Origin of the sequence: Chryseobacterium suipulveris, assembly GCF_022811685.1 — a bacterium.
Taxonomy (GTDB): Bacteria; Bacteroidota; Bacteroidia; order Flavobacteriales; family Weeksellaceae; genus Kaistella; species Kaistella suipulveris.
Window position 1 is genome coordinate 1,000,322 of the sequence record NZ_CP094532.1, and the last position, 14,465, is coordinate 1,014,786.

At 41.2% G+C, this 14,465-nt stretch carries 10 protein-coding genes; 3 read left to right on the plus strand and 7 right to left on the minus strand.

Annotated elements, in window-relative coordinates; translation table 11 throughout:
• Nucleotides 1-60 precede the first annotated feature (60 nt).
• On the minus strand, nt 61-2,031 hold the full coding sequence (locus tag MTP09_RS04705) for a heavy metal translocating P-type ATPase (protein ID WP_243550852.1): 1,971 nt from the start codon (nt 2,029-2,031) through the stop codon (nt 61-63).
• 91 nt (nt 2,032-2,122) lie between these two features.
• On the opposite strand from MTP09_RS04705, the gene MTP09_RS04710 reads away from it, so the two are divergent.
• The gene (locus MTP09_RS04710) at nt 2,123-2,542 is read left to right on the plus strand and encodes a hypothetical protein (RefSeq protein WP_243550853.1); all 420 of its coding nucleotides are present in this window, start codon (nt 2,123-2,125) and stop codon (nt 2,540-2,542) included.
• A 288-nt stretch (nt 2,543-2,830) separates the two neighbouring features.
• Complete coding sequence (locus MTP09_RS04715) at nt 2,831-3,301, plus strand: hypothetical protein (RefSeq protein WP_243550855.1); 471 nt, start codon at nt 2,831-2,833, stop codon at nt 3,299-3,301.
• A gap of 53 nt (nt 3,302-3,354) precedes the next feature.
• Here MTP09_RS04715 and MTP09_RS04720 read toward each other — a convergent pair whose 3' ends face one another.
• From MTP09_RS04720 to MTP09_RS04730, 3 genes are all read right to left on the minus strand, one after another.
• Entirely contained in the window at nt 3,355-4,491 is a 1,137-nt protein-coding gene (locus MTP09_RS04720) for an alpha/beta hydrolase (RefSeq protein ID WP_243550857.1), read from the minus strand.
• 153 nt (nt 4,492-4,644) lie between these two features.
• Nucleotides 4,645-6,636, minus strand: a complete 1,992-nt coding sequence (locus MTP09_RS04725; RefSeq protein WP_243550858.1) for a DUF7619 domain-containing protein — start codon at nt 6,634-6,636, stop codon at nt 4,645-4,647.
• A complete protein-coding gene (locus tag MTP09_RS04730; RefSeq protein ID WP_243550859.1) occupies nt 6,591-6,983 on the minus strand; it encodes a protein phosphatase 1 regulatory subunit 42 in 393 nt (130 codons plus the stop codon). The genes MTP09_RS04725 and MTP09_RS04730 overlap by 46 nt, the downstream gene beginning before the upstream one ends.
• 349 nt (nt 6,984-7,332) lie before the next feature.
• Here MTP09_RS04730 and MTP09_RS04735 point away from each other — a divergent pair, with 349 nt between their 5' ends.
• The gene (locus MTP09_RS04735) at nt 7,333-8,943 is read left to right on the plus strand and encodes a T9SS type A sorting domain-containing protein (RefSeq protein WP_243550861.1); all 1,611 of its coding nucleotides are present in this window, start codon (nt 7,333-7,335) and stop codon (nt 8,941-8,943) included.
• Between the two features lie 237 nt (nt 8,944-9,180).
• Here MTP09_RS04735 and MTP09_RS04740 read toward each other — a convergent pair whose 3' ends face one another.
• The 3 genes from MTP09_RS04740 to proS form a co-directional block, all read right to left on the minus strand.
• Nucleotides 9,181-11,235, minus strand: coding sequence for an endonuclease (locus MTP09_RS04740; protein WP_243550862.1), 2,055 nt, complete (start codon nt 11,233-11,235; stop codon nt 9,181-9,183).
• Between the two features lie 241 nt (nt 11,236-11,476).
• Nucleotides 11,477-12,766, minus strand: coding sequence for an OmpA family protein (locus MTP09_RS04745; RefSeq protein ID WP_243550864.1), 1,290 nt, complete (start codon nt 12,764-12,766; stop codon nt 11,477-11,479).
• A 117-nt stretch (nt 12,767-12,883) separates the two neighbouring features.
• Nucleotides 12,884-14,359: a proline--tRNA ligase gene (gene proS, locus MTP09_RS04750; RefSeq protein ID WP_243550865.1), complete on the minus strand. Its 1,476-nt coding sequence runs from the start codon at nt 14,357-14,359 to the stop codon at nt 12,884-12,886.
• Nucleotides 14,360-14,465 lie beyond the last annotated feature (106 nt).

Genomic DNA, 14,465 nt, shown 5'->3' on the forward strand with positions numbered 1-14,465 from the left:
AAGCTTCGTTATTCGATATTCGTAATTCGTACTTCGTACTTCGGACCTCGGACTTCCTTCTTACGCAAATCTCATTCTCTGAATCCTAACCGCATTCAGAATTGCCAAAAGCGCAACTCCCACATCTGCGAAAACCGCTTCCCACATCGTCGCCAAACCTCCTGCGCCGAGAATCAGTACCACCGCTTTCACGCCAAATGCCAATCCGATATTTTGCCACACGATTTTTTTGGTTGCTCTTCCGATTTTTATCGCCATCGGAATTTTCGACGGTCGGTCATCCTGAATGACGACATCGGCAGTTTCGATGGTGGCGTCGCTTCCCAATCCGCCCATCGCGATTCCGACGTCGCTTAACGCTACAACTGGAGCATCGTTCACTCCGTCGCCGACGAAAGCAACGGTTTCGTTCGTTGCCTTGATTTCTTTTACTTTTTCGACTTTATCTTCTGGAAGCAATTCCCCGAATGCATTGTCAATTCCCACTTTTTTGGCGACTTCTTTTACTACGCTCGTTTTGTCGCCACTCAGCATCGTGGTTTTTACGCCGAGTTTCTTTAGTTCTGAAATTGTAAATGCGGAATCGTCCTTGATGCGGTCGGAAATGGTGAGGTAACCCGCAAATTTATTGTCAACGGCGATAGCGATTAAGGTTTCTGATACTTCCGTATGTTTGGCTGTGTAAATGATTCCGAAACGATCCATCAGTTTGAAATTCCCGGCAAGGATTTCTTTGCCGCCAATATTTCCCTTCAAACCGTGACCTGGAATTTCTTCCACATTTTCAATTTTTAAGGCATGATCAACTTCGCCCACGAATTCATGGATTGCAGTGGCGATCGGATGTGTTGACTTACTTTCAAGCACATTCAAATATTTCAGGATTTGATCTTTGTTAAATTCCTTTTCAATAAACGCTTGCTGTACGCTGAAAACGCCTTCTGTCATGGTTCCTGTTTTATCGACCACGACATTTTTTACATTCGCCAAAATATCGAGAAAATTGCTGCCTTTAAAAAGAATTCCGTTTCTGCTTCCTGCCCCAATTCCCCCAAAGTAACCAAGCGGAATCGAAATCACCAATGCACACGGACACGAAATCACGAGAAAGATGAGTGCGCGGTAAAGCCAGTTTCGGAATTCGTAATGTTCCACAAAAAAGTAGGGCAGAAGCGTAATACCAATCGCCAGAAACACTACGATAGGCGTATAGACTTTTGCAAATTTTCGGATGAAGAGTTCGGTTTTTGCTTTTTGAGAGGTCGCGTTTTGCACCAACTCCAAAATTCTCGACAACTTGGAATCCTGATAAGCGGTATTGATTTTTACCAAAGAAACCGTATTCAGATTGATCATTCCCGCCAAAACAGTTTCGCCGGATTTCTTCGATGAAGGTTTACTTTCGCCCGTTAAAGCTGAAGTATTAAATGAGCCGCTCTCTGAAAGAAGTTTCCCGTCCAAAGCTAATTTTTCACCAGGTTTCAGCTGGATGACTTGTCCGATTTCGGCATTTTTAGGATTAATGGTTTTTGGGATATTGTTTTCAATGATGGTGATTTCTTCGGGTCGTTGATCGAGCAGGTTTTTGATATTGGATTTTGCCTTCTGTACCGCCATCGACTGAAAAACTTCTCCCACGGAATAAAACAGCATCACGGCGACCGCTTCCGGATATTCGCCAATTGCAAATGCACCGATTGTGGCGATGCCCATCAAAAAAAATTCTGAAAAAAAATCGCTGTGCAAGATACTTTTCCACGCGTCTTTCAACACTGGAAATCCAACGGGAATGTAGCAAATCAGATAAAAAAATAAGCGAATCCAGCCATTGAACCAATCCGGCTTTACGACATAATCCAAAGCGATTCCTGCCATCAGAAGAACAAATGAAGTTATCGGAATCAAGAAAAGCTGAAACGTAAAATCCGCGTCGTGATCGTGGGAATGATCGTGTCCATCATGCTCGTCGTGAATGTGGGAATCCGGCTTTTCTGCGGTTTTCGGTTCGTGACTGCAACATTCCTGCGACATATTGTAAGATTTTTTTTGAAGACGAAATATACAAATTAAACACCAAAACTTTTCGGTGGCATTACTTTTGTCGGAGAAAAATAAAGAAACTATGGAGCCGCTTTCTCAGCAGATCATTCAGCTATTTTTAATGGCAGTGCCGGTTGCGTGTATTGCGTGGACAGTTACACACGAAGAAATTTTCAAGGAACCAAGGGAGTTCTGCGTGAAGAAATCGAAGGAATGCAGGAAGCTGTTGGAAAGAAAATTCTTCTACCTCTTCACCTGCGAATACTGTTTCAGTCATTATGTAACGGCATTTTTCATCATCATTACAGAATTCAAGCTGCTTTACGATGATTGGCGCGGTTATCTGATTTCCTTTTTCGCAGTGGTTTTTGTGGCGAATGTCTATATGAGTTTGTTCGGATATTTAAGGCAAAGCTTGAAATCAGAAAAATTGGAAGCCAACCTGAAAGACAACGAATGGCATGAGGTAAAAGAAGAAATTGAAGCAAAGCAAGATAAGTAAAAGATACTTTGCATTTAGATCTTTGTATGTCTTTAATGAGCGATAGCGCCTTTGTCTATCCTGAATTTGGAGTAAAGAAATTAAGATGTCTTTGTCTGGCTTTGCGAGGTTTTTTTCTCGCAAGGATCGCAAAGAATATTTAAAAAAAGGACCTCATATTTTTAAGTTAAACCAAGGCACTTCGTTTAGCGATGATATACAAAGATATGAACCTGATTATTAGATATAAATTATGAGCTGAATGCACACAGCGATAAATTAATAAATCAACACCAAAAAAATATTATTATGGACAATTCTAGAAAACTGCACAAGTTTGCTTATGACGACTACACGGTGGTCACGAATTTTGAAACTTTCGAAGACGCGAAAAATTATGCTGCCGAAAGAAACGGTGAAATGCTCGAAGTGGGCTTTACCGACGGTTCAGATAACCCGATGCCTAACTCTGATGGAAACCTGATTGCCGACAAAAGAACGTTCAGAGTCGGACTCGATCCTGAATATCAGGTGCTTTATTCCGACGATCCGAAATTTCAGGAAATGTCGGAACTCATTCTTGAGGAGATGAAGAAAAAGGAGAACGATGTTGCTCCCGAGGATTGGCTCGGTGACCAAAATATCGCTCCTGGAGACCGAATTATCATCGTGAAAAATGACCAGGTAAATACAGTAACCACCCGCGAAAGAATCAAATTTCTGATGCGTGGTAATGTGTATGAACTTGCGGTGAAAATTCCCGGAACGGAAACGGAATAATTTAAATTAAGGATAAAAGAACCGAGGCGAATTTTGCTTCGGTTTTTTTAGTTTTATATTTCGCTGGTTTCGTTGCGGATGAGTTCGGCTTTTTTTGCCAGCTCTTTCGGATCTTCGGTGGTGTCGTAGTACAGCCATTCCATCGCTCTCGGAAATTCCTGCGACCAGTAGAATTCCTGGTGTTTCCCTTCGGGATTGATGCTGATCTTGAAATCAAACTGCAGCGAGTGAGAATCTTCCCAACCTTCCATCGTTTGCTCGAACAGCTCTATCCTTTCGGTCATTTGTGAGCCCTCCTGTTCGCCGCCGTACATATAGACTTTGATATTGTACGGATTCTTGAAATTCATCTGCGGGAAATTGTTTTCGGGATTCACCCAAAGCGATGGAGAAAAAATCATCAACTTGGAATACACCTCCGGATAAAGGAAGCCACTGTAAATGCTGATCAATCCGCCTAAAGAACTTCCGCCGATTCCGGTAAACTCCCGTTCTGGTTTCGTTCTGTAAACCGAGTCTACATAAGGTTTCAGCGTGTCGGCAAGAAAACGGATGTATTTTTTACCTTCTGCATTTTCCGTAATCGAATTGTAGTCGAGAACGTATTCCTTGATTCGGTCGTCGCTCCCATTTTCGATGGCGATGATGATCACGTCGCCTCTTCCGTATTCCGCGAGGATCGACATTTTTTTATCGATTTCCCAGTTTCCGTAGGCAGAACCTTCATTGAAAAGATTTTGTGCGTCGTGCAGATAAAGAACGGGATAGCTCTTATCAGTTTGGTTGTAGTTATAGGGAAGCAGTGCCCAAATCTTTCGGGTTTTGTTGAGTTGGGGGATGAAGAACTTTTCCGAAATAATTTCTACCATTGGGAAAAACTCTTTCTTAAAAGGTCCCCAGTTAACCCTCCATCTTTCGACGATATCGTCAGTTTTGCCATCGGATTTATTGGCTTTTCTGTTGGGCGTGATGTTTCCAAAGCGGTCGATTTCTACATTTTCCCAACCGCCTCGTGTGAACTTGTACTCGATATTCTCGGGAAGCTTTTCATCGGCGATTTCTATCGAATAGAGCTTATCACCTGCTGCTGCCATTTCAAATGCTGCGTCTCTCGGATCCCATTTATTAAAGTTTCCAGTTATAAAGACTGGTCTTTCGTCATCTTCATCAGATTTCAGGTTGAATTTCATTTTTTTTCTGAAGTAAATTTAAGGGTTTAAAAGTAGGAAATAATATTCCAATCAAGAAAGAATACCTTTCATAAAGTGAGAACCTCCATCAACCATTGCAAAAAAAATCCGCTTCCCATAGCGGGAAACGGATTAAGAAACATTAAAAATCAACTATTTTTTGATAAATTTTGAAGTGAAAACTCCCTGCTTTGTTTTAGTTTTAATAAAATAGGTTCCGGCGGTTAAGTTTCGAACATCGATGGACTCGATTGATTTTCCGGTATCCACTTTCATCAGCAATTTGCCCACGAGGTCAAATACTTCTACCGAATAAATCGCGTGTTTTGTTTTCAACTTCAGAACGTCGTCTGTCGGATTTGGGTAAACAGTCAGTTCCTTCTCTGTAATTGCCTGATCTTCTGTGTTCAAAGCAATAATTGATGTGGTAAAAGTATTCGTGGCGACTGCTTGCTGGTTGAATCCAAGAAATACATCTGCGCGGTTCTGGAAAGTGTCGCCCGGTTGAAGCGTAGGTAAAGTCTTGATTTTGAATGATACAAATCCTTCTTCGTTGGGCGGCAGGTTGATATTTTCAAAGATAAACTCCACTACATTGCCGTTTGTCACCTGCACGTCGTAATCATAATTGCTATACAGCGGAACGAAACTGTTCACGTTAAATTTGCTGGCATCGATCACGTTTTTAATGATGATATTTTGAGCGGATGTAGCTGAAGTATTTTCGAATCCCACCTGATAATGCACATCATTACCGATGTACTCTGCTCCCACGGTATTTCCCTGGAGGCACGTTGTACTCATCGGCAAGCGACCTGCAAACACTTCTTGAACCAGGGTGAAAGTGTTGTCTTCAGGTGTAGCATCATCTGCAACAGGCGCGGTTACCGTGAAAGTTACGAAATCTCCGGGATAAAGCGGACTTCCGTATGGCGAATCTTCATCATTAAAGCTGAATCCAAGTCGATACAGTCTCTTTTCAAATGGTTTCAGATTGGCGTAGGTCCATGTAACTTCTCCTAATGTAAAGTTGTCTTCGACAGGATTGGAGATGTGGAAGTTTACATGTTCGCCGTCATAATTAAGCTTCATCGTTCCGCTCAATGTGTTTACTCCCTGGTTTTCGATATAGAGATCGTAGCATTGGTAAGATCCTGGAGTGACCTGTCCCCACGGAATTAATGTCACTTTCAGGTCTGAGATATTTCCAACTGGAGCAATGCAGATGTTCTGAACAAAAGGATTTGGGTCTGTCGGAAAATTCACCGAAAAGCTCAGTGGAGAAACGGTGTAGTACTGATGGGAAAAGGTAGGGGTTACCGTATAATTTCCTTGCGGTACCGCGTTGTTGAAGTTTCCGTTAATATCTGTATAATAATAGTTGGAGGAGGTTCCATCACTGATTTTAAGTTCTGTGAACTTTACTCCAGCGTCTCCCGCATCGCAACCATCTGCTTCATCATCATATTTTACGGTACCCGTGATGAACGAATTGTTGCCACCCGGCTCGAAGGAGCAGTAGGAAGTTATCACAACTCCCGAATATCCATAATTAAGGTTAAGCAGTACTATTCCTGCAATTTCATCTTCATTGGCGCAAATCACCTGGATGTTGGTGTCTTGGTAATTAATGAAGTTCAGGGGACCCTGCGTGATATTGTGCCCGTTCTTGATGTTGAGATATTCTAGCGGGTTTCCCGTCAAAAGAAGGTTGTTGAGGATGTAGTTTTTTGATGCGTCTAATTCAGTTAAGCTGTTGTAGCTGATGTCAAGTGACGTCAATGAGTTTATTGAACTGAGGTTAACGGAAGTCAGCGCATTATTATTCACCTTGATGCTCTGCAGGTCGGGATGGTTGCCGAATATCATGCTGTCGAACTCGCCGTTGTTGGCAATTACCGAGATGAGTTTCGGGTTGTTGGTAAAGTCCAGCGAAGAAATCATTGTATAAGAAGCAGCAAAATATTCCAATAGTGGATTATTGCTGAGGTCAAGCTGATGCAGGGAGGTAGTGTTGAGATTAAGCGTTTTCAGCTTCGTGTTACTAGCAATATTTAGCACAGAGATATTGTTGTTGGTCATGTGCAGGGTGGTGAGGTTTACTGCCGCCGAAACATCGGCGGTGACCAGTGGGTCCAGTTGCATCGCAGTTCTTCGAGTTTTGTGAATCCGGTTAAGTTAAGCGAGGTGAGTGAGTTGTTTCCCACATGCAACAGCACCAAATTCGGAAAGTTTTGTAGATCTGAAATACTCATAATCTGAGCATAATCCATCCGTAAACCTTGCACAAGAGCCGCTTCTGTAAAGCTGATTTCGCCGTCGCCGTCAGCATCAATTGCAAAAAAAGTTCCCGAGGTATTGGTTGCAATCATATTGTCGGGAGAGGATTGCAGGAGCTTTGCCTTCAAAACCTGGTCGGTGAACTGTATATTTTGTGAGTACAGAATGGCCAAACAACCAAAAATCAATAAAGTAGAGAGTAATTTTTTCATTTCATTAAATTAATATTCATCACATAGCAACAAATTTAAATTTCGTTAAGGATATATTTATTACCTAATTTTAAGTATTTTTTGATTTTATTTTGCAACTGTATTTTCCGGAGCTGTTTTCATGTTCGTGGTTGCCGTAAATTTCAATCCTTGTGAATAAGCTGTTTTGCAAGTATTTGGATGATTTTCGATATATTGAACTGATAATTAATTTGTTAATGAAAAAAAGTAATATTTAGACAGGCGTTAAGATTTTTTAGAAATGATCAAATTTTAAATTTTATGTAATGAAAGTTTTTTTGTAACAAAAAATTATTAACTTTATACACGAACATTAAATAATTTTATTATGAAAAAACTTTATCTCGGGATTTTCATGCTATTAACTGGAGCATGGGCATCCGCACAGATTAATTCTGTGACCAATTTTGACGGGTCAACAACGATGCCAACCGGTTGGACTCAAACAGGTGCTAGCAGCTCCGTAACCAGTATAAATACTTGTTCTGGAAATTCAGTACGCGCTAATCTATGGGGTTCAGCAGCAGCATCTACTTTAGTGAGCCCTAATTTTACAAACACAAACGGAGAGGCGATCAATGTATCATTTGATTACAAAGTCATCAACTTTACCGGAGCGAGCACTCCGCCAGGTACTGCGACTCCTGCAGGATGGGGCTCTATTACCGTACAGTATTCTACGGACGATGGAGCGTCATGGAATAACATCTTGGTTATCAATGACTCTAATCACGTAGTTTCCACAAGTTGTGCAAATAAGTCAATTTCACTAACTGCTGGAACAATTGCGGCTGGAAGTTCGTTTAAGATTAGATTTAACAATGCTAGAACTGCTGGTGACTGGTATGTTTACTTTGACAACATTAAGATAGAGCAGGGCTTTACCGCGCTAACAGTTGACTGGGGAAATCTGCAGTGGCCAGCTTCAGGAACAATTACTATGGGCGGTAATTATGAAGTTTACGGACAAGTCTATAAAGCGGGAGTTACCGAACCTGCAGGTGCAGGAGCTGGGATCAACGCTTGGGTTGGTTACAGTACAACCAATACAGACCCTTCAACTTGGACAAACTGGATTCCTGCTACATTCAATGTAAATGTTGGGAATAATGATGAGTATATGGCGAATCTGGGTACATCAATCACTGCTCCTGGAACGTATTATTACGCGATGAGATATAATTATAGCGGTGGGGTTTACTACTACGGTGGTTACAATGCTGGAGGAGGTGGTGCATGGGACGGAACCAATAATGTAAGTGGAGTCCTTACTGTAAATGCTCCTGTTGGATTTGCTTGCAGTAATCCAATTCAGGTTACTACGCTACCATATACAACTACGGACGATACTGCAAATTACGGAGATCTTATCGATGGAACTCCGGGAGCTACAGGCTGTGGAAGCTCTAGTAGTTATTTGAATGGGAACGATGTGTTTTACGCATATACCCCAACTTCTGATGGTCAAATCAATATTAAAATGACTCCTACAGCAACTTGGTCAGGTATTTTCGTTTACAACTCATGCGCAAGTGTTGGAACTGCGTGTATTGCGGGTGTTGCAAACTCTGGTTCAACTGTGAGAAATATCAACAACTTGGCTGTTACAGCAGGTACAACTTATTATATTGTGATTTCGACCTTTCCAGCACCACAGACAACAGGATATCAGTTAGAGATTTCACAGGTGACTTTAGCTACGGACAATACTCAGGTAATAAGCAATATTCAGCTTTATCCTAACCCGACCAAAGACGTACTTAACGTGAAAGGAATGAATCCAGCTTCTGTACAGGTTTACAGTATGGACGGAAAAATGATCCCACTTTCTGTAGATGGTAATGTGATCAATACCAAAAACTTACCTGCAGGTTCCTATGTGATCCAATTAACAGATAAAGAAGGAAATATTACCTCCAGAAGATTTGTTAAAAAATAAACATGCTTAATACTAATTCTAAAGCTGTCCCTGTTTCTGGGGCGGCTTTTTTTGTGAGGAAGAAGGAAGCATCATAACAAAATTGAGTGAAATGTTTTTGAAGCAAAGTCAACTTGAATCTCGAAGATGTTTGAGATGAGATACAAAACGTTGAGATGTAATTGTAGGTTTCCAATACAAAGCTAAAAAAAGCCGACATCAAATATTGAGACGGCTTTCTTCTATTTTGTCTGAGGATTATTCAACGATAAATTTTGCGGTTGCTGTACCTGCTTTCAGGATATAGACTCCTTTAGGCAGGTTTTTCAAATTGATTTTATTTGAAGTCTTAAAAGGATTCCCAACAGACTGTACCAGTTTTCCGGTGAAGTCGAAAATATAAGCAACTTCTACTTTTTCCAAATCTTTGCCGGAGATATTTAACTCACCATTTTTCACAGGATTTGGGTAAATAGAAATCTGATTTTTAGCCCCAGTTTCGCCTACTGCAGCGGTTGGAACGTAGCAAGTCCATGTAATATCGTCAATTGCTACTCTATTGGTGGTTGCTCCGTTTTGTTGAAGACGTATTTCTACAGTTCCGGCCACGTTGATTCCTGTTACAGTTGTTGTGATCGGCGCAGATCCTTGAGCTCCATATGGAATGGTTTTTCCTGTGTCGACATCATTAACGAAAAGTTTCAGGGTTCCCGCACTTCCGGAATATTTTAATTGAGTGGTCACTTTTAGCTCACCAATACCGTTTGGTACAGACAGCGCAGTTAAAGAACCATTTCTTATTGTTAGTGCTTTTCCGTTGATCGTTTCATCGGTTCTAGAATCTTCAGAAGTCCAAGAGATTCCATTACTTACCCAATTGTATGTGGAGTACACATTTGCAACTACCTGCAGATTATCGAAATGCTCGTCTCCACAAGTTGTTCCTACTGCCAAAGTTGTTGCAGTTACACTGTTACTTTGCTGTGAAACGTTACCTACTGCGTCTTTTGCAACTACATAGATCGTATACGTTGTTGTAGGGTTCAGGTTTGCAATATTCGTTGTGGTAGTTCCTGCTGATCCCATTAGTGCTCCATTTACATACACATCGTAAGAAGCAACTCCGATATTATCGGTTGATGCATTCCACTGTATTTCAATATTGTTCGTACCTACGGAAACGATAGAAAGATTTGTTGGAGCGGTAGGAGCGATATTGTCGGTTAATGTTGTTCCTGTAGCTGTATTACTTTGCGGCGAAATATTTCCTGCGCCATCCGTTGCAACGACGTAGAAAGTATAAGTGGTACCTTGATTTAATCCGGAAACCGTTGCAGAAGTTGAAGTAGAGCTTGTTTTGTAAATTCCGTCCGCATAGATCTTATATGAAGTTACAGCGATATTGTCGGTTGAAGCAGTCCAGGTCAGATTAGCTGAAGCCGTCGAGGTTGAAACAACAGCTAAGTTTGTAGGAGCAGTAGGAGCTTGTGTATCGGTAACCGGTGCTCCCCAAATTTGGTTAACCCATTCTGGGTGGTCGATGAAAGGGTTTCTGTTTTTTTGGAAGGCGAAAGCCGCATTATTTCTTTCAATTTCCGAAGGAGAGACTGGATCCTGTGCTGCCCAAGATAAAAGCACATCTCTTTCCCACGTTTGAAGACCTGGAAAAGCAGACCCACCCAACATATTTCCTGTTGAAAACCCAGAAAGCTGCGATTCATACCTTGTAACAAAGTAGAAAATCATTCTTGCGATATCTCCTTTGAATTCATTGATCGGTTCGCAAACTGTTCCACTGTAACCCGGAGAAACGCTTGGTCCAACTTTAGTTCCGTTTCTTGAGGTAAAAGCAGGGTTTGCAACAGCTCCGTAAGGATAATTGCTTCTCATGCCGTTAACTTTGCCGTCAGTTGGACGTACATGGTGGATGTCGGATACCATCGGCGCTCTGGAATTAAAGAAGCTTTGGGGTATAACGTGCTCTCTGTTGTAGCAGTCTCCCTCAATACTATAGTTTCCGCACTTTTTTATTCCATGTCGGTATGTATAGGGGTCTGTTCCGTTAGGATTTTCAGAATACATATCTAAAACAGAGTTGTCATTTTCATAGAAATGATCGGAGTCTGTTGTTGGGTAACCATTGTAAAGCCCGTCATAACCTTTATCGGTATGACCAGCGGTAATAATTGAGCTGAGTTTGGTTTTCAAAGCAGCTCCGCTTAAACCTTCGGTTCCATTGTAATAACCGGCAGGAGCTTGAGCAAGTATTACCGAAAACATAAAACCAAGCAAAAGTGTGGTGAGTTTTTTCATTTGTTCTATAAAAAATTTTGGACGCCAAAGGTAGCAAAAAAAATAACCTGACCAACTTATTTTCAGGGTGTTAACCAATATTTAACATTTTAATAGAAACAATCAGAAAAATAATAATTAAATTAGTCGAAATCTATTATTAAGTAAATGATTTTTCTGGAAATTGTAAAAAGGAAATTAAAAAAAAAGAGACTGTCTTTTGTGACAGTCTCTAATCCAATTAATCAAAAAAATGATTTTGTTACTTTGAGAATCTTACAGCCATTTTTCTATCAACTGCTCTTTCAGCGTCAGAAGCAGAAGCATCAACTGTGGCGAATTTGCTTCCGTAACCTTCGGCTCCAAGAACTTGAGCACCAACTCCAGCTTTTCCTAAAGCAGCTTTGATGAAGTCAGCTCTTGCCTGAGAAAGTTTTACGTTTGCGTCTTCGTTTCCAGTTTTATCAGTGTAACCACCGATTTTAACTTTTGCATCTGGGAATGCTTTCAAGATTGCAACAAGGTTGTCAAGCTGCTCCTGAGAACCTGCTTCAAGCTCGGTAGAAGATCCCATTTTGAAGTTCACTTTATCGAAATCGTACCAAGCATCTTTCAATGCAGCGTCGTCAGCAGCGTTGGTGTAACCTCCTGACTTAAGGAAAGAAATCATTCTTTCTTCCATTCCGCCGGCGTAACCTTTCAGTTTAGTTCCGTTAAGATCGATTTCAGAATCGGTTTTAGTGGTAGTACCGGTTGCAACGGCAATTGTATCGGCTGGTACATTAACAGCAGCAGTATCAGTCATTACTGCAGTAGAATCAGTAGTTGTTGTTTCTGAGTCTGCTGGTTTATTGCACTGTTTCCACAGGAACCATGCAGCAAGGGCGAGAAGAAGCAATGGCAATAACCACTTCCAGATTGAACCGCCTCCGTTGTTGTCATTTCTGTCAACGTTTACGTGAGTACTTCCACCTCTGTTTACTTCCACTTTTGGCTGGTCGTAAGAAGTCACTTTTACCTTTTCGGCATCAGCGGAACCTCCCCAATTTCCTAATCCAAGAGAAGCAAGCGAAAGACCTGCTGGAAGCAATGTGGAAACGATTCCTTTTTGATCACTAAGCAAGCTTGTTAATCCAGCTGCTCCAAGGTTATTGTCGGCAGAATACTTTCCAAGAGATCCCAAAGCAGCACCTGTAACTATATTCAGCAAAGAATTTGATGAAGAATTGCTTACTCCAGAGAAAGTTGAAATTGCGTTTACAAGTCCACCAACTTTGTCACCGAAAATTGCCGACAAAACTGTCGCAATCAAAGAATTGTTAGAAGAACCTCCTAACAGATTGCCAAGAAGTCCGCTAGAAGCAGCTCCTGTAATTGCATCGAGAACTTCCGGCTTATCGGCATTATTTGCTAAACCACCCACAACTGCAGGAAGTAATCCGCTAATGGCTTTAGAGATTCCTGATTCGCTCTCACCTAAATGAGTAGCTGCTTGCGAAACCAATGCAGGACCCAATTGTCCTTTGATCAGATCAATAACGTTTAATGACATAATAGTTTATTTTTAAATTTAACTTCATCAAATGTAGCAAAATTCAATCCAATCTTTGGAAATGAAAAGACTTTATAAAAATATTAACTTTTATGCAATATTGTAATTATTAAGCGATTAGTACGCTTTTGCGAAAATTACTCTCTGTTTCGAAGGTTTTCCTGTAATCATTGAAACACCGTCTTCCAACTGGTTTTCCAATGGAATGCAGCGGATTGTCGCTTTAGTTTCGTTTTTGATCTGTTCTTCCTCTTCGGCGGTTCCGTCCCAATGTGCGGAGATAAATCCACCTTTTTCTTCAAGAACTTTTTTGAATTCATCGTAGGAATCCACTTTCGTGATATGGGAATCCCGGTAATTCAGCGCTTTGTTGAAAATATCTTTTTGAATGGTTTTCAAAAGTTCCTCAATATAGGTGTCGATGTTTTCTATTGGCTGAACTTCTTTGGTCAAATTATCGCGTCGCGCAATTTCTACCGTTTTGTTCTCCAGATCTCTTGCTCCCATTGCGATTCTTACAGGGACACCTTTTAATTCGTATTCGGCAAATTTCCAGCCCGGCTTATTTTGATCGTTGTTGTCGTACTTTACGGAAATTCCTTTAGCCCTGAGTTTTTTCTGGATGTCGAAAGCTACTTCATCGATTTGCTTCAACTGTTCTTCTCCTTTGAATATTGGGACAATCACCACCTGAATCGGTGCGAGAGAAGGAGGCAATACCAATCCCAAATCATCGGAATGCGTCATGATCAGCGCACCCATCAATCGCGTGGAAGTTCCCCATGAAGTCGCCCATGCGTGTTCTATTTTTCCTTCTTTGTTGGTGAATTTCACGTCGAAAGCTTTTGCGAAATTTTGTCCGAGGAAGTGAGAGGTTCCTGCCTGCAAAGCTTTCCCGTCCTGCATCAATGCTTCGATACAGTAGGTTTCGTCAGCTCCCGCGAACCTTTCAGATGGAGTTTTGATTCCTTTAATTACTGGAATCGCCATAAAGTTTTCGGCGAAGTCTGCGTAAACTTCCAGCATTTGCTCGGTTTCCTCGATAGCTTCCTGTTTTGTGGCGTGTGCGGTGTGACCTTCCTGCCATAAAAATTCGGCGGTTCTTAGAAATAAGCGGGTTCTCATTTCCCAACGTACAACATTTGCCCACTGATTGATGAGGATTGGTAGATCTCTGTAGGACTGGATCCAGTTTTTATAGGTACTCCATATAATTGCTTCGGAAGTTGGACGCACAATGAGTTCCTCTTCCAGCTTTGCTTCAGGATCGACAATCAGTTTCTTGGGATTATCGGGATCTGCTTTTAGTCGGTAATGGGTGACTACGGCGCACTCTTTCGCAAATCCTTCAGCGTTTTGTTCTTCTGCTTCAAAGTAGCTTTTCGGGATGAAGATCGGGAAGTAGGCGTTCTCATGACCTGTTTCCTTAAATTTCTTATCCATTTCGTCCCGCATCTTTTCCCAGATTGCGTAACCGTAAGGTTTGATCACCATACATCCGCGAACTCCGGAATTTTCCGCCAAGTCAGCCTTAACTACCAATTCGTTATACCATTTACTGTAATCTTCTGCACGTGAAGTGAGTTTTGCCATTATTCTTAACTTTGATTTAACTTTTCTCTAATCCTTTTATCTAAACTAAAAAGTGTAATTTTACACTGAAATTATCACCATTGATTGGTATAATTTTGGTATAAAG